Source organism: Micromonospora foliorum (assembly GCF_022229015.1).
Classification (GTDB): Bacteria; Actinomycetota; Actinomycetes; order Mycobacteriales; family Micromonosporaceae; genus Micromonospora; species Micromonospora foliorum.
The window spans coordinates 1-14,679 of record NZ_JAKKFF010000137.1; the positions used below are offsets into that span (position 1 = coordinate 1).

General features: G+C 71.7%; 17 protein-coding genes and 1 pseudogene. 9 read left to right on the forward strand and 9 right to left on the reverse strand.

The genetic code is table 11. The features are described 5' to 3' along the window. Positions 1-61 precede the first annotated feature (61 nt). From PSH25_RS12315 to PSH25_RS12350, 8 genes and pseudogenes are all read left to right on the forward strand, one after another. Positions 62-967, forward strand: a pseudogene (locus PSH25_RS12315) (THUMP-like domain-containing protein); the annotation flags it as partial. Positions 968-996: 29 nt separating this feature from the next. Beyond that, positions 997-1,476 carry a Cys-tRNA(Pro) deacylase gene (ybaK, locus tag PSH25_RS12320; protein WP_238659229.1) on the forward strand — a complete coding sequence of 160 codons (480 nt, stop codon included), beginning with the start codon at positions 997-999 and terminating at the stop codon, positions 1,474-1,476. A 179-nt stretch (positions 1,477-1,655) separates the two neighbouring features. Next, positions 1,656-2,750, forward strand: a complete 1,095-nt coding sequence (locus PSH25_RS12325) for a sugar ABC transporter substrate-binding protein (RefSeq protein ID WP_238659230.1) — start codon at positions 1,656-1,658, stop codon at positions 2,748-2,750. 114 nt (positions 2,751-2,864) lie between these two features. Next, positions 2,865-3,683 carry an ATP-binding cassette domain-containing protein gene (locus tag PSH25_RS12330; RefSeq protein WP_196919761.1) on the forward strand — a complete coding sequence of 273 codons (819 nt, stop codon included), beginning with the start codon at positions 2,865-2,867 and terminating at the stop codon, positions 3,681-3,683. After that, a complete protein-coding gene (locus tag PSH25_RS12335) occupies positions 3,680-4,942 on the forward strand; it encodes a sugar ABC transporter permease (protein ID WP_238659231.1) in 1,263 nt (420 codons plus the stop codon). Before PSH25_RS12330 ends, PSH25_RS12335 begins: the two co-directional genes overlap by 4 nt. A 22-nt stretch (positions 4,943-4,964) precedes the next feature. Further along, complete coding sequence (locus tag PSH25_RS12340) at positions 4,965-6,146, forward strand: ROK family protein (RefSeq protein ID WP_238659232.1); 1,182 nt, start codon at positions 4,965-4,967, stop codon at positions 6,144-6,146. A gap of 19 nt (positions 6,147-6,165) precedes the next feature. Next, positions 6,166-6,462 carry a DUF1707 SHOCT-like domain-containing protein gene (locus PSH25_RS12345; protein WP_238659233.1) on the forward strand — a complete coding sequence of 99 codons (297 nt, stop codon included), beginning with the start codon at positions 6,166-6,168 and terminating at the stop codon, positions 6,460-6,462. 125 nt (positions 6,463-6,587) lie between these two features. Next, the gene (locus PSH25_RS12350) at positions 6,588-7,331 is read left to right on the forward strand and encodes a DUF4142 domain-containing protein (protein WP_238659234.1); all 744 of its coding nucleotides are present in this window, start codon (positions 6,588-6,590) and stop codon (positions 7,329-7,331) included. A 36-nt stretch (positions 7,332-7,367) separates the two neighbouring features. Here the strand turns inward: PSH25_RS12350 and PSH25_RS12355 are convergent, their stop codons facing one another. From PSH25_RS12355 to tsaB, 4 genes are read right to left on the reverse strand one after another with little or no spacing between them, the layout of a single operon-like run. Further along, the gene (locus PSH25_RS12355; protein WP_053660576.1) at positions 7,368-7,622 is read right to left on the reverse strand and encodes a hypothetical protein; all 255 of its coding nucleotides are present in this window, start codon (positions 7,620-7,622) and stop codon (positions 7,368-7,370) included. A gap of 14 nt (positions 7,623-7,636) precedes the next feature. Next, the gene (tsaD, locus tag PSH25_RS12360; RefSeq protein ID WP_238659235.1) at positions 7,637-8,683 is read right to left on the reverse strand and encodes a tRNA (adenosine(37)-N6)-threonylcarbamoyltransferase complex transferase subunit TsaD; all 1,047 of its coding nucleotides are present in this window, start codon (positions 8,681-8,683) and stop codon (positions 7,637-7,639) included. Further along, on the reverse strand, positions 8,676-9,158 hold the full coding sequence (rimI, locus tag PSH25_RS12365; protein ID WP_112621757.1) for a ribosomal protein S18-alanine N-acetyltransferase: 483 nt from the start codon (positions 9,156-9,158) through the stop codon (positions 8,676-8,678). The genes tsaD and rimI overlap by 8 nt, the downstream gene beginning before the upstream one ends. Next, the gene (gene tsaB / locus PSH25_RS12370; protein ID WP_238659236.1) at positions 9,155-9,832 is read right to left on the reverse strand and encodes a tRNA (adenosine(37)-N6)-threonylcarbamoyltransferase complex dimerization subunit type 1 TsaB; all 678 of its coding nucleotides are present in this window, start codon (positions 9,830-9,832) and stop codon (positions 9,155-9,157) included. Before tsaB ends, rimI begins: the two co-directional genes overlap by 4 nt. Positions 9,833-10,174: 342 nt before the next feature. Here tsaB and PSH25_RS12375 point away from each other — a divergent pair, with 342 nt between their 5' ends. Then, positions 10,175-10,879 (forward strand): helix-turn-helix domain-containing protein, encoded by a 705-nt coding sequence (locus PSH25_RS12375; protein ID WP_238659237.1) that lies wholly within the window; start codon positions 10,175-10,177, stop codon positions 10,877-10,879. A gap of 43 nt (positions 10,880-10,922) precedes the next feature. Here the strand turns inward: PSH25_RS12375 and PSH25_RS12380 are convergent, their stop codons facing one another. From PSH25_RS12380 to PSH25_RS12400, 5 genes are all read right to left on the reverse strand, one after another. Then, positions 10,923-11,624 carry a uracil-DNA glycosylase gene (locus tag PSH25_RS12380; RefSeq protein ID WP_238659238.1) on the reverse strand — a complete coding sequence of 234 codons (702 nt, stop codon included), beginning with the start codon at positions 11,622-11,624 and terminating at the stop codon, positions 10,923-10,925. 65 nt (positions 11,625-11,689) lie between these two features. Then, a complete protein-coding gene (gene tsaE / locus PSH25_RS12385) occupies positions 11,690-12,172 on the reverse strand; it encodes a tRNA (adenosine(37)-N6)-threonylcarbamoyltransferase complex ATPase subunit type 1 TsaE (protein ID WP_238659239.1) in 483 nt (160 codons plus the stop codon). Beyond that, on the reverse strand, positions 12,169-13,272 hold the full coding sequence (locus tag PSH25_RS12390) for an alpha/beta fold hydrolase (RefSeq protein WP_238659240.1): 1,104 nt from the start codon (positions 13,270-13,272) through the stop codon (positions 12,169-12,171). The genes tsaE and PSH25_RS12390 overlap by 4 nt, the downstream gene beginning before the upstream one ends. Then, positions 13,269-14,387 (reverse strand): alanine racemase, encoded by a 1,119-nt coding sequence (gene alr, locus PSH25_RS12395; protein WP_238659241.1) that lies wholly within the window; start codon positions 14,385-14,387, stop codon positions 13,269-13,271. The genes PSH25_RS12390 and alr overlap by 4 nt, the downstream gene beginning before the upstream one ends. An 89-nt stretch (positions 14,388-14,476) precedes the next feature. After that, a partial coding sequence (locus PSH25_RS12400; RefSeq protein ID WP_274527378.1) for an NAD(P)H-hydrate dehydratase occupies positions 14,477-14,679 on the reverse strand: 203 nt, incomplete at its 5' end.

Sequence of the window (14,679 nt, forward strand, 5' to 3'; positions counted from 1 at the left end):
CCGTTCTTTGTTGTTTTTTTAATGATCCCGCGACCCCCGCGATCTGCCTCGTTACGCTCCACGACGCTCGTCCGATCTCCGCGGGTGCGGGCTCGGTGCCGACGCGCTGGCCGCCGCCCGTGCCGGCATCCGGGTGTACGGGGTGGAGGCCGACCCGGTGACCGCGGCGATGGCCGCCGCCAACGCCGAGGCGGCCGGGCTGGCCGAGCTGTTCACTGTCGAGTGCGGCGACGCGACCGGGTTCGACGTGTCCCGGGTCGACGGGGTCTTCTGCGATCCGGCCCGCCGCACGACAGGCACCGGGCGGCGGATCTTCGACCCGCGCGCCTACTCGCCACCGTGGGACTTCGTCACCGGGCTGGCCGAGCGGGTGCCGCGCACCGTGGTGAAGGTGGCGCCGGGCCTGGACCACGCGCTCATCCCGGCCGGCGCGGAGGCCGAGTGGGTCGGCGTGGACGGCGATCTGGTCGAGGCCGCGCTCTGGTGCGGTGAGCTGGCGGAGGTGCCCCGCCGCGCCACCCTCTACCGCCAGCGGGGCACCGAGGCCCACCACCACCAGCTCACCGGCTCGGGTGCCGCCGAGGCGCCGGTCGGGCCGCCGCGCCGCTACCTGTACGACCCGGACCCGGCGGTGGTTCGCGCGCACCTCGTCGCCGAACTGGCCACCGACCTGGACGCCACCCTGGGCGATCCGAGCATCGCCTATCTCTACGCCGATCAGCCGATCCGCACCCCGTACGCGCGCTGCCTGGAGATCACCGACGTGCTGCCGTTCTCGCTCAAGCGCCTGCGGGCGCTGCTGCGCGACCGTCGGGTGGGCCGCGTGGAGATCCTCAAGCGGGGTTCGGCGCTCACCCCGGAGCAGCTCCGGCGGGACCTGCGGCTGGCCGGGGACGAGGCGGCGAGTCTGGTGCTCACCCGGGTCGGCGGCGCACCGACGGTGCTTGTCGGCCGGCCGGTCGATTAGGACCTGACACAGGCACTAGCCTCGTCGCTGTGGCGGGACAGGGCACGCCGGCAACGGCACTGTTGGTCAAGCGCGGCATCGCGCATCGCACCCATCCGTACCGGGTGTCGCCGGACGCCCCGAACTACGGCGCGTTGGTGGCGGTGGCGCTCGGCGTGGCACCGGAGCGCGTGTTCAAGTCGCTGGTGACCGAGGTCGACGGCGCGCTCACCGTGGCGGTCGTTCCGGTCACCGGCGAGTTGGATCTCAAGGCGCTCGCGGCGGCGGTCGGCGGCAAGCGGGCGGCGTTGGCCGACCGGGCGGTGGCCGAGCGGGCCACCGGCTACGTACGCGGTGGGATCAGCCCGCTCGGGCAGCGTCGACGGTTGCCCACCGTGCTTGACGAATCCGCGCTGGATCTTCCGACGATCTACGTCTCGGCTGGTCGGCGCGGTCTGCAACTCGAACTGGCCGCGGCGGATCTGGTGGCGCTGACCGACGCCCGCACCGCGCCGTTGCAGACCCGCTGACGACAGTCGTTACGTCGACTCCCCCGTGGGATACCCGGGGAGTAACAGTCGCGTTGCTGAATTGTTATCGCTCCCAACAAACTATGCACCTGCGCGGTCTTGTGGAGCCGGTGTGACGCGAAATACGTTGCCGGGCACAACAAAACAACACCTCCCCCACCTCCGAAAGGACCCTGCACATGCGTAAGGGGATCCTCACCATCGCCGCCGTGGGCCTGCTCACGACCGGCGGCTTGACCGCCTGCAGCGATGACTCCGGCTCCGGCTCGGCCAACTCCGCCAAGACCCCCAAGATCGGCGTGATCCTGCCGGACAGCAAGTCCTCGGTCCGCTGGGAGACCGCGGACCGCCGGTTCCTGGAGGAGGCGTTCAAGGCCGCCGGCGTCCAGTCCGACATCCAGAACGCGCAGAACGACAAGACCGCCTTCCAGACCATCGCCGACCAGATGATCACCGGCGGCGTCACCGTTCTGATGATCGTCAACCTGGACTCCGGCACCGGCAAGGCCGTGCTCGACAAGGCCAAGTCGCAGGGCGTCGCCACCATCGACTACGACCGGCTCACCCTGGGCGGCTCCGCCCAGTACTACGTCAGCTTCGACAACGAGACCGTCGGCAAGCTCCAGGGCGAGGGTCTGTCGAAGTGCCTGACCGAGAAGGGCGCCAAGAACCCCGTCGTGGCGTACCTGAACGGCTCCCCCACCGACAACAACGCCACCCTGTTCAAGAACGGCTACGACTCGGTGCTCAAGCCGAAGTTCGACGCCAAGGAGTACGTCAAGGGCCCCGAGGACGCGGTGCCCGCGTGGGACAACGCGCAGGCCGCGACGATCTTCGAGCAGCAGCTCACCAAGGCCAACGGCAAGATCGACGGCGTGCTGGCCGCCAACGACGGTCTCGGCAACGCGGCCATCTCGATCCTGAAGAAGAACAAGCTCAACGGCAAGGTGCCGGTGACCGGGCAGGACGCCAGCACCGAGGGCCTGCAGAACATCCTCGCCGGCGACCAGTGCATGACCGTCTACAAGGCGGTCCGGGAAGAGGCCAAGGCCGCTTCCGACCTGGCCATCGCGCTCGCCAAGGGTGAGAAGAAGGACACCGGCCAGACGGTGAAGGACCCGGAGGGCAACCGCGACGTCCCCTCGGTGCTGCTCACCCCGAAGGCCATCACCAAGGAGACCGTCAAGGACGTCATCGCCGACGGCTACGTGACCAAGGAAGAGGTCTGCACCGCGGCGTACGCCAAGTTCTGCGCCGAAGCCGGCATCAGCTGACCGACGCCGCAGTACCCGCCGGAACGACCATCGCCGCCCGGCACGGGAGCACCCTCCCGTGCCGGGCGGCGCCCGCCGGACGGGCCCCGACCCTCCCTTAAGAAGGAGACCCCCGTGTCCGCGACCCCCCTGCTGGAACTCCGCGGGATCGACAAGAGCTTCGGTCCCGTCCAGGTGCTCCGCGACGTCGCCCTGACCGTCCACCCGGGCGAAGTGACCGCACTTGTCGGCGACAACGGCGCCGGCAAGTCGACCCTGGTGAAGTGCATCAGTGGCATCCACCCCACCGACGCCGGCGAGTTCCTGTTCAACGGCGAACCGGTGCACATCGGCAGCCCCCGCGACGCCGCCACGCTCGGCATCGAGGTCGTTTACCAGGACCTCGCGCTCTGCGACAACCTGGACATCGTGCAGAACATGTTCCTCGGCCGGGAGAAGCGCAGCGGCATCGTCCTGGACGAGCCGACCATGGAACAGCTCGCCGCCGAGACCCTGGCGGGGCTCTCCATCCGCACCGTCACCTCACTTCGCCAGCACGTGTCCAGCCTCTCCGGCGGCCAACGCCAGACCGTGGCCATCGCCAAGGCGGTGCTGTGGAACAGCAAGCTCGTCATCCTGGACGAGCCGACCGCAGCGCTCGGCGTGGCCCAGACCGCCCAGGTGCTCGAACTGGTCCGCCGCCTCGCCGACAACGGCCTGGCCGTGGTGCTCATCTCGCACAACATGAACGACGTCTTCGCCGTCTCCGACCGGATCGCCGCGCTGTACCTCGGCCAGATGGTCGCCCAGGTGAAGACCACCGACATCACCCACGCCCAGGTGGTCGAGCTGATCACCGCCGGGCGCTCGGGCGGGCTCGGCCTCGCCACCGACCCGGGCAGCAACGGCGACGGCCCGCAACCGGCCGACTCGATCTCAGGAGGCGTCCGATGACCACCACCGCCGTGCGGAAGGACGGTCCCGCGGCCGTCACACCGACGCCGACCGTCGGGGGGCACGCCCGCAACTACCTGAGTCGGGTACGCGGCGGCGACGTCGGCGCGCTGCCGGCCGTCCTCGGCCTGATCGTGCTCTGCACCGTCTTCGCGGTCATGCGGCCCTCGTCGTTCCTGTCGGCCGGCAACTTCGCCAACCTCTTCACCCAGGGCGCGGCGGTCACCCTGATCGCGATGGGTCTGGTCTTCGTGCTGCTGCTCGGCGAGATCGACCTCTCCGCAGGCTTCGCAAGTGGCGTCTGCGCGGCGGTACTGGCCAATGTGGTCACCGTGCTCGGCTACCCCTGGTGGGTCGCCGTACTCGCCGCGATCGCCACCGGTCTGGTCATCGGCACCACCATCGGTTTGCTCGTCGCGAAGATCGGCATTCCGTCCTTTGTGGTCACCCTCGCCGGCTTCCTCGCCTTCCAGGGCATCGTGCTGATGCTCGTCAAGGATGGCACCAACGTCTCCGTCCGCGACGAGGTGCTCATCGCCATCGCCAACCGCAACCTCACCCCCGCGCTGGGCTGGGCGCTCACCGCCCTCGCGGTCGTCGGCTACGCGGCGGTGCAACTGCTGCGCCACCGCAACCGGGTTGCCCGCGGTCTGATCACCGACCCGATCACCGTGGTGGCGCTGCGGATCGTCGGGCTCGCCGTCATCCTCGGCACCGCGGTGTACGTCCTCAACCTCGAACGCAGCCGCAACGTCCTGATCAGCTCGCTCAAGGGCGTGCCGATCGTGGTGCCGATCATCGCGGTGCTCCTGATCGTGTGGACGTTCGTGCTCCAACGCACCAGCTACGGCCGGCACATCTACGCGGTGGGCGGCAACCGCGAAGCGGCCCGCCGGGCCGGCATCGAGGTCGACCGGATCCGGATCTCGGTCTTCGTCATCTGCTCCTCGATGGCCGCCATCGGCGGCATCGTGGCGGCCAGCCGGGCCAACTCGGTCGACCCGAACACCGGGGGCAGTAACGTACTGCTCTACGCGGTCGGCGCAGCGGTAATCGGCGGCACCAGCCTCTTCGGTGGCAAGGGCCGCGTCCTCGACGCCATCCTCGGCGGCGCGGTGGTCGCGGTCATCGAGAATGGGATGGGCCTGATGGAGTACAGCGCGGGAGTCAAGTACGCGGTCACTGGCGTCGTGCTCCTGCTCGCCGCCAGCGTCGACGCGCTCTCCCGCCGCCGCGCGGCAGCCACCGGCACCCGCTGACCGCGCGGGAGGTAGCACCAGCATGCGCCCAGGACCAAGCCAGGATGACGTCCGACGGCAGAACCTCGGGGCCCTGCTGCGGCACGTGCACGTCCACGGGGCGACCACGCGTGCCGAACTGACCACCACGCTGGGTCTCAACCGCAGCACCATCGGCGCGCTCACCGCCGACCTGTCCGCGGTGGGGCTGGTCAGCGAAGGGGCACCGAAGGAGACCGGCCGGGCCGGACGACCGTCACTTGTCGTCCGGCCCGAGTCGGCCCGGGTCTACGCGTACGCGTACTCGGTGGAGGTGGACCGACTGCGCGCGGCCCGGATCGGGCTGGGCGGCGCAGTCCTAGACCGCCGGGACCTGGACCGGCCGCGCGGCCTGCTGGCCGCGGAGGCCGCGCCGCTGCTGGCCGGCGCGGTCAAGGAGATGCAGCAACTGGTGGCGGCGGACGCGATCTGCGTCGGTGCCGGCGTCGCGGTCTGCGGCATGGTCCGCCGGGACGACGGCCTGGTCCGACTCGGCCCCACCACCGGTTGGGTGGACGAGCCGATCGGCGCGGCCCTCGCCGACGAGTTGGGCATCGACGTACCGATCACCGTGGGCAACGTCGCCGACGTTGCCGCGTTCGCCGAGCACGCACGGGGTGTGGCGGCGGGTTGCGACAACGTCCTCTACCTGTATGGCGACGTCGGCGTGGGTGCCGGCATCATCGCCGGCGGCCGCCGACTGACCGGGCACGGCGGGTACGGCGGCGAGGTCGGCCACATGAAGGTGGTCCGCGACGGCAGGCCCTGTGAGTGCGGCTCCCGAGGTTGCTGGGAGACCGAGATCGGCGAGCACGGTCTCCTGCGCGCGGCCGGACGCTCCGACGCCCGTGGCCGCGAGGCGCTGCTGGCCGTCTTCGACGCCGCCGACCGGGGGGACGCCCGAGCCCAGACGGCGGTCCGCCAGGCCGGCGACTGGCTCGGCTTCGGGGTCGCCAACCTGGTGAACATCTTCAACCCCGAGATGGTCATCTTCGGCGGGACCATGCGTGACCTCTACCTCGCGGCGGCGGCCCAGATCCGCAGCCGGCTCAACTCCAACGCGCTCGGCGCCTGCCTGGAGCACGTCCGGCTGCGCACACCGAAACTGGGTGCGGACGCGCCCCTGATCGGTGCCGCCGAACTGGCCTTCGAACGGCTCCTCGCCGACCCCCTCGACGTGGGCTGATCCGCGTACGCTGTCCGGCGTGGATGTCGAGCTGCGCGCCTCCGACGACGACCGCAACCGGGTGGTCGCCGCGCTGCACCAGCACACCGCGGCGGGCCGGCTGACGCTTGACGAGTTTTCCGATCGGGCCGGTGCGGTGTGGACGGCACGCACCCTCGGTGACCTGGCCGCGCTGACCCGCGACCTGCCGGCCCTGCCCGACCCGGCCGTCGGCGTCGGCCGCGTCGAGCGCGGGCGTCAGGAGTTGCTGATGGTCTTCGCCGCCGCGGCGCTCACACTGCTGCTGCTCGGCGGCCTGCTCGCCGTCACCCGCTGATCCGGGTCGCTTCGCGGTGAACTGATCGCGCGATCAGTCCGTACCAGTGGGCGGACGGGCAACCGGCAGGGTACGGCTGCCCGGTCCAGACGCGTTCCGGTCCGGACCGAGGAGGCACCACAGACATGGCACCGCTCAGATCCGCCCATCGCCGACTGGGCACCCGGACCCACCGAGCGGCGATGCTGCTCATCGCGATCATCGCGGGGGTCGGTGTGCTGCCCGGCGTGGCCGTCGCCGCGCCCGCCGGTGGTGGCCAGCAGCTCAACGCCGCCGACATGACGCTGCTCAACGGGGTGCGGCTGGCCGGGCTGTGGGAGATGCCAGCCGGCCAGATGGCCGCCGAGAAGGGACAGTCGGCGAAGGTCCGGGAGATCGGCGCCGGCATCGCCAACGAGCACCAGCGGCTCGACCAGTTGGTCGTCGACGCGGCCAACAAGTTGGGCGCGAGCATTCCCAGCGAGCCGACCGCCGAGCAGAAGGGCTGGCTGGCCGAGATGCAGAAGGCCTCCGGCGCTCGGTTCGACCAGATCTTCGTCACCCGGCTCCGGGTCGCCCACGGCAAGATCTTCCCGGTGATCGGGGCGGTGCGGGCCAGCACCCGGGACGCCACCGTCCGCAAGCTCTGCGACGACGCCAACGGCTTCGTGATGCACCACATGCAGATGCTGGAGAGCACCGGCCTGGTCCGGTGGCCGGAGCTGCCGCCGGCCGCGCTGCCCGCCCCGGGTGAGGACGGGCTCCTGGCCGCCGCCTCCGCCAACGCCGGCCCGCAGGTCGGAGTCAGCAGCACCGTCGTCTGGCTGGTCTTCCTCGCCGCGCTGGGCACGGGCGGAATCGCCACCTACCGGATGTTGCGCCGCAGCTGACCAGTCAGCCAGCGGTGGCCTGGATGGTGGCTCGCGTCAGCGGTCGACCTGGGTGAAGTCCCAGGAGTGCGGGGCGCGGGCCACCAGCAGGGCTGGCGGGTCCGGCAGCGGGCGGGGGTTGCTGCGCCACTTGGAGATGACCACCACCCGGTGGTCGGTGGAGGAGAAGACCTCGCTGGAGACGTGCAGCGGGTCGTGCTCCAACTCGGGCAGGGCGGTGTCGCACACCCAGGTGATCAGGTCGGCGACCCCGTACGCCTCGGCGCGCGCCTCCCACATCCGCACGATCATGTCCGCCGCGCCCGTCACACGCTGACCGTGGTCAACGGCAGTGCCGAGTCGGCTGGCAGGTCCAGTCGGCTCGGAGCGACCCCGGCGGCGACCAGGTGCGAACCGAGCGCGGCCACCATCGCGCCGTTGTCGGTGCACAGCTTCGGCCGGGGTACCCGGACCTGGATGCCGTACTTCTCGGCTCGCTGCTCGGCCATCGCCCGCAGCCGCGAGTTCGCCGCCACTCCCCCGCCGATGACCAGGGTCTCGATGCCCTGCGCGCGGCAGGCGGCGAGGGCCTTGCTGGTCAGTACGTCGCAGACCGCCTCCTGGAAGGACGCCGCCACGTCGGCCACCGGCACCGCCTCGCCGGCACGCTGACGGGCCTCGACCCACCGGGCCACCGCCGTCTTCAGGCCCGAGAACGAGAAGTCGTACCGGTGGGCGGCGAGATCCTTCGCGGCGGTCAGGCCGCGGGGGAAGGCGATCGAGGCGGCATCGCCGGCCCGGGCTTCCCGGTCGATGGGCGGACCACCCGGGAACGGCAACCCGAGCAGCCGGGCGACCTTGTCGAACGCTTCCCCGGCCGCGTCGTCGATGGTGGCGCCCAGTGGGGTGACACCCCGGGCCAGGTCGTCGACGAGCAGGAGGGACGAGTGGCCGCCGGACACCAGGAGCGCGATGGCGGGTTCGGGCAGTGGGCCGTGTTCGAGGGTGTCCACCGCGACGTGGGCGGCGAGGTGGTTGACGCCGTAGATGGGTTTCTCGGCGGCGACCGCGTACCCCTTGGCGGCAGCGACGCCGACCAGCAACGCGCCGGCCAGCCCCGGCCCGGAGGTGACCGCGATGGCGTCGATGTCGGCCAGCGTGACGCCGGCCTCGGTCAGTGCCCGGTCCATGGTCGGCACGATGGCCTCCAGGTGTGCCCGGCTGGCCACCTCCGGCACCACACCCCCGAACCGGGCGTGTTCCTCGACGCTGGAGGCGAGCGCGTCGGCCAGCAGGGTGTGCCCCCGCACGATGCCGACGCCGGTCTCGTCGCAGGAGGTCTCGATTCCCAGGATCAGTGGTTCGTCAGCCATGGTCGTGTGGTCCGTCCCCGGTCGGCTCGGCGTCGCGCCGCATGACCAGCGCGTCGGTGTTGCTCGGTTGGTAGTAGCCGCGGCGCACCCCGATCGGCTCGAACCCGTACGTCGCGTAGAGCCGCTGGGCTGCGGCGTTGTCCACGGCGACCTCCAGCAGGGTGCTGCGGGCGTCGCGCCGGACCGCCTCGGCGAGTAACTCCTCCAGCAGGGCGCGGCCCACGCCGCGCCGCTGGGCGTCCCGGCGGACGGCGATGTTCTGCACCCACACCTCGTCCGGCGGGACGCCGGCGAGCCCGGCGTAGCCGAGCACCGAGCCGTCCGCGTCGACGGCGACCCGGTAGTGGTGTCCGTTGGCGAGTTCGCTCCAGAACATGGCGGGTGACCATTTTTCAGCGCCGAAGAGGTCCGCCTCGATCGGCAGCACGTCGTCGATGTGCCACCAACGGAACGGTTCGAGCCGTACCGCAGTCATGGCAGGACCGGTTTGTGGCCGGTCGCCGCCACCGCGTCGGGGCGGCGCAGGTAGAGCGGGGTGAGCCGCTCGCTGGACGCGCCGGACCGGATCCGCTCGGCGGCGAGCAGCGCCAGCACGGTCGCGTCCGGATAGCGCGGCTCGACCCGAACGGGCAGGTCCAGGACCTCGGCGTACCGGTGTGCCCCGTCGCCGACCGCGATCGTCGCGCCCAGTTCGCGGGCGCGTGCCGCGGCGACCGCCGGCGCGGACACCTCAGGCCCGACGATCCGCTGGCCGGCGCCGTCGTAGACGGCCCAGTAGAGCTCCTTGCGTCGGGCATCGCTGGCGGCCAGGACCGGCGCGCCGGACGCCGCCGGGTAGCCGATGGCATCGAGCGAACAGACGCCGTACGTGGGGATGTTGAGCACCTGACCCATGGTCGCGGCGGTGACCAGGCCGACCCGCAGCCCGGTGAACGGCCCCGGGCCGAGCCCGGCGACGATGGCGGCCAGGTCACGCGGGCGCGCGTCGGCGTCGGCGAGGACCGCATCCACCTGGGGCGCGAGCAGCTCACCGTGCGCGCGGGCGTCGACCGTGCACCGGTGCGCCCGCGACGCCACGCCGTCTGCCGAGACCTCCACCAGGGCCGCGGTGACCGCGGGGGTCGAGCTGTCCACCACGAGTACGAGCACGGTAAGCCAGCCTAGCCGCCCCGCCGCAGCCCTCGGTCACGCCCCGCCCCGCCACCGCCCAAGGCCCTGCCCCGCCGCAGGGCTGCCCCGTCGCCGTAGCCCCTCCCTGCGGCCGGGCCAACCGCCTAGCGCCCGGTCCGTGATCTGGCGGCGGATGGCGGGCCGCCTTACTTCAATGAGCGTGATGTCTGTGAGTCATCGTGATGACTCACAGACATCACGCTCATTCAGGGATGTGGCTCCACCGCTCGTTCGGGGATTCTCGGGGGCCGGATCGACGGCAAGCCGCCGATCTGCCGCAACGGGATCGCGGACGTCTCGCCCTTGGTCCACCATGCCGGGATGTCATCCACTCGCCTTGTCACCCTTCTCGGCGCTGCCGTGCGGCAGCAACGACATCTGCGCGACCTGAGTCAGCGTCAGTTGGCCGCGCTGGCCGAGGTCGACCAGGCAGCGGTGGCCCGGTTCGAACGCGGTGAGCGAGCGCCGACCATCGCCGTGCTGGAGCGGTTGCTTGCAGCGATGGATGTCCAGTTGGTCATCGGGGTTGAGCCGTTGGACGCGCACCTCGACGCCCGGATCGACGGCTTGGCCGCCCGGCCGATCGCCGAGCGAATCGACGGGCTGGGGTTGGATCGGCTGCTGGATCGGCTCACCGACTTCCCGCAGGTGATCACCGGATGCGCCGCGGCGCTGCTACAGGGCGCACCGGTGCCGGCCGACACGCTGGAGATCGCCCTGCGCTGGCAGGACGCCAAGCTGTTCACCCGCTGGCTGGAGACGAACTACGGCCAGCGGTGGAACGCCCGCTGGGGTGAGTTCGGCGGGGTGTGGTTGGAGCCCGAAGAGCCGGGCGAACACCTGTGGTCGACCCGGTACGGGGATATCAGGGCCACCATGTGCGACGAACTGCCCGAGACGATCGAGGTGCGCCACGGTGGGCGGAGTTACCAGGTGGTGCCGCTCGTCGAGCTGGAACTGAGCGAGCCACGCGCCGCCGAGTTGCTGCGCCGCTACCGGGACCGGCAGCTGGCCAGCGACGGCTGAGCCAGTGCCGGTCCACACCAGCAGCAGGACGTCGACGAGCGGCTCAGCCGGCGGTGCGCTCCCAGTCGATGGTGGGCAGGCCGGCGTCGGCTAGTGCCTTGTTGGCGGCGCTGAACGGGCGACTGCCGAGGAAGCCGCGCGGGTTCATCGGGCTGGGGTGACCCGCCTCCAGCACCACATGCTGCGGATTGGTGACCAGCGCGGCCTTCTTACGGGCGTAGCCACCCCAGAGCAGGAAGACCACCCGGTCCGGTGCCGCATCCAGTGCCCGGATGGTGGCGTCGGTGAACTCTTCCCAGCCGGCGTTGCCGTGCGAGCCCGGGGTGGCCTGCCGGACGGTCAGCACCGCGTTGAGCAGCAGCACACCCTGGGCGGCCCAACCGTCGAGGTTGCCGCTGCGCGGCTTGGGGACGCCCACGTCCTCGCCCAACTCCTTGAAGACGTTGCGCAACGACGGCGGCACCGTCACCCCGTCACGAACGCTGAAGCTCAACCCGTGGGCCTGCCCGGCCCGGTGGTAAGGATCCTGCCCGAGGATGAGCACCCGGGTGCCCTGCGGTGGGCAGAGCCGGTATGCCGAGAACAGGTCCTCCAGCGGCGGGAAGACGGTCTGCGTCGCGTATTCCCGGGCGACGAACTCGCCCAGCGCGGCGGTGCGTGCCGGGTCGAGGTGCGGGGTGAGCACGGAACGCCACTGCTCCGGCAGGAGGGCCAGCAGATCCAGGGCGGGAGCGTCGTCGGGCATCAGAAACCTCTCACAGCGCGGGTCGGTCCCCCGCACTCTAGGCACCGGGTACGACACCCGCCGACCTAGCCCAGGTCGGCGAGCCGCCGGGCCCAGTCGCCGCCGACCGGGTCCAGCTCGACGATGCGGGTGTCGTCGTCGCGGCGGTCGATGCGAACCCGCAGGTGCGCGTCCACCAACTGCTCCACCAGGCCCTCGCCCCACTCCACCACGGTCACCGAGTCGTCCACCGACGCGTCGAGGTCGAGGTCGTCGATCTCGGCACGCGGGTCGGTGGCGTCACCCAACCGGTACGCGTCGGCGTGCACCAGTGCCACCCGGCCGCCCCGGGCCGGATCGGGGCGGTGCACCCGGGCGATCACGAAGGTCGGCGAGGTGATGTCCCCGAGGACACCGAGCCCGGCACCGATGCCCTGGGTGAGCGCGGTCTTGCCGGCGCCCAGCGGGCCGGTCAACAGCACCAGGTCGCCGGCGCGCAGCAGCCCGGCCAGCCGCCGGCCGAAGTCCCGAGTGTCCTCGACGGTAGGCAGCTTGACGACGTGACTCACCGTTCCTCCACGCTCTGCAATGACTCCAGGAACCGCGCCAGCGCGGCGTTGACCTCGTCCGCGTGCTCCAACATGACCACGTGGCCGCTGTCCTTGATCTTCACGAACTCGGCGTGCGGCAACCGGCGGACGATCTCCTCGGAGTGGGTCACCGGAGTGATCATGTCCTTGTCGCCGACCACCACCAGCACCGGAGTCGCCGCCAGCGCCGCCAGCGCCGGAAAGCGCGAGTGGGTGGCCAGGGTACGCAGGTAGCGGGTCACCGTGTCGGCCGACGTCCGGGAGTTCATCGTCTCCACGTAGGACACCAGCGACGGGCTGGGCTTGCGGGTGCCGAAGCCGTACTTGCGGGTCAACAGCCAGGCCACGTTGGACGTCGACTTGCGGGCCTTGTCGATCACCGGCCCGCCGTACCGGGTGGCGTTGCTGACCATGTAGAGCACCGGGCCACCGACCCGGCCCAGCAGCGCGGGCGCGACCAGCTTGGTCTCCGCGATGAGCCCGCCCGACGTGGCCATCAGCACGGTACCCACCACCCGGTCACCGAACAGCTCCGGGAACAGCTCGGCGAACGCCATGATGGTCATGCCGCCCATCGAGTGGCCGACCAGCACCAGCGGCCCGTCCGGGGCGGTCCGGTCGATCACCTGGCGCAGCGTCCGGCCGAGCACCGTGAGGTCGTACTCCCCGGTCTCCAGCCGGCCGGACCGGCCGTGACCGGGCTGGTCGTACGCCACGATCCGGTAGTCACCGCGGGCGGCGAGCATCTGCCGCTGGAAGTGGAACGTCCCCATGTCCAGGCAGAAGCCGTGCACCAGCACCACCGTCGGGTGCCCCGGCACCGGCCGGGTCGGCTCGACCACCTCGACGTGGATGTCCGTGCCGTCCGGCAGCTCCAGGCGGAACGCCTCGTCGTACCGCTGCTTGTCGAACGTCTCGTGCGCGTAGCGGTCGGCCGGGTCGGCCTTGAGCCGGCGGACCAGGGTCCGCTCGGTCGCGACCCCGGCCGCCAGCCCCGCCGCGGCCACCCCGACGGCCGCGCCGACGATCCCCGCGACCCGGCCCGCGGCCGTCCGCGGACGCGGAATGCGGTAACTCATGGTTTCTCGCCGTCATAGACCCGGGGCACCCGCGTGCCGCCGAACCGGGTGACGATCTCGTAGTTGATCGTGCCGACCGCCTCGGCCCAGTCGTCCGCGGTCGGCTCGCCGTCGGCGCCGCTGCCGAACAGCGTCGCCACGTCGCCGTCGGCCACCGGGTCGTCGCCGCAGTCGAGCACGAACTGGTCCATGCAGACCCGCCCCGAGATCGTCCGGCGTACGCCGCCGAGCTGCACCGGCCCGGTGTTGGACGCGTGCCGGGGAACCCCGTCGGCGTAGCCGAGCGGCACCACGGCCAGGTTCGCGTCGGCTTCCGTCGTGTAGGCGTGCCCGTACGAGATGCCGGTGCCGGCGGGCACCCGCTTGGTGAGCATCACCCGGGCGCGGGCGGTCATCGCCGGCCGCAACCCGTACGTCTCGCCGGCCACCGGGGAGAGCCCGTAGATGGCCAGGCCGGGGCGGACCAGGTCGAAGTGGGTGTCCGGGCGGGTCAGGGTGGCGGCCGAGTTGGCGAGGTGCCGCCAGCGCGGTCGCAGCCCGGCCCGCTCGACCATGGCCAGACCCTCGTGGAAGACGGCCAGTTGACGGTCGGTGGTGGGGTGGCCGGGCGAGTCCGCGTACACGAAGTGGCTCCACACGCCGACCACCTCGACCAGGCCGTCGGCCTGTGCCTTCGCGGCGGCGTCCAGCAGCGCGGGCCAGTCGGCGACTGTCGCGCCGCCCCGGGACAACCCCGTGTCGATCTTGAGGTGCAGGCGGGCGGGACGCCCGGCGAGGCGACCCGCCTCGATCATCTCGTCCAGCTGCGCCAGGCTGGCCGCGCCCAGATCCACCCCGGCGCTGACCCCCTCGTGCAGCGGCAACCCGGGCGCGAGCAGCCAGGCCAGCACCGGCACGGTCACGCCGGCCCGGCGCAGGGTGAGCGCCTCGTCGAGGGTGCAGACGCCGAGCCAGTCCGCGCCGGCGTCGAGCGCCGCGCGGGCGGCCGGAAGCATGCCGTGGCCGTACCCGTCGGCCTTCACCACCGCCATCAACTCGGCGGTGGTGCCGGAGCGGAGCCTGCTCACGTTCTCGCGGATGGCGTCAAGATCGACGCGTACCTCGGCCTGCCACATGCGCCCAGCCTACTTTCCGCCGTGATCACCGCGGGCGGCGACGCACGTCCCGTCGCGGCGATCCGGTCACCGCACCCGGAACCGACCGTTCAGCCCAGCCGGGCCAGCACCGGACGCAACGCGGTCGCCACGTCGGGCGCGGTCACCGGCCCGCCCCGGGCCGCCTCCCGCCCGGCGAGCCCGTGCAGGTACGCGGCCGAGGCGGCGGCCCGATCGGCGGGAACCCCGGCCGCCAGCAGCGAGCCGAGCAGCCCGGCCAACACGTCGCCGGTGCCGCCGGTGGCCAGCGCCG

Coding starts and splice junctions, on each gene's coding strand:
- tsaD (WP_238659235.1), bottom strand. CDS start 8,683: ATGGCTGACGAACCACTGATCCTGGGAATCGAGACCTCCTGCGACGAG.
- alr (WP_238659241.1), bottom strand. CDS start 14,387: ATGTGGCAGGCCGAGGTACGCGTCGATCTTGACGCCATCCGCGAGAAC.
- PSH25_RS12340 (WP_238659232.1), top strand. CDS start 4,965: ATGCGCCCAGGACCAAGCCAGGATGACGTCCGACGGCAGAACCTCGGG.
- PSH25_RS12375 (WP_238659237.1), top strand. CDS start 10,175: ATGTCATCCACTCGCCTTGTCACCCTTCTCGGCGCTGCCGTGCGGCAG.
- PSH25_RS12355 (WP_053660576.1), bottom strand. CDS start 7,622: ATGATCGTGCGGATGTGGGAGGCGCGCGCCGAGGCGTACGGGGTCGCC.
- PSH25_RS12390 (WP_238659240.1), bottom strand. CDS start 13,272: ATGAGTTACCGCATTCCGCGTCCGCGGACGGCCGCGGGCCGGGTCGCG.
- PSH25_RS12380 (WP_238659238.1), bottom strand. CDS start 11,624: ATGCCCGACGACGCTCCCGCCCTGGATCTGCTGGCCCTCCTGCCGGAG.
- rimI (WP_112621757.1), bottom strand. CDS start 9,158: ATGACTGCGGTACGGCTCGAACCGTTCCGTTGGTGGCACATCGACGAC.
- PSH25_RS12350 (WP_238659234.1), top strand. CDS start 6,588: ATGGCACCGCTCAGATCCGCCCATCGCCGACTGGGCACCCGGACCCAC.
- PSH25_RS12335 (WP_238659231.1), top strand. CDS start 3,680: ATGACCACCACCGCCGTGCGGAAGGACGGTCCCGCGGCCGTCACACCG.
- PSH25_RS12325 (WP_238659230.1), top strand. CDS start 1,656: ATGCGTAAGGGGATCCTCACCATCGCCGCCGTGGGCCTGCTCACGACC.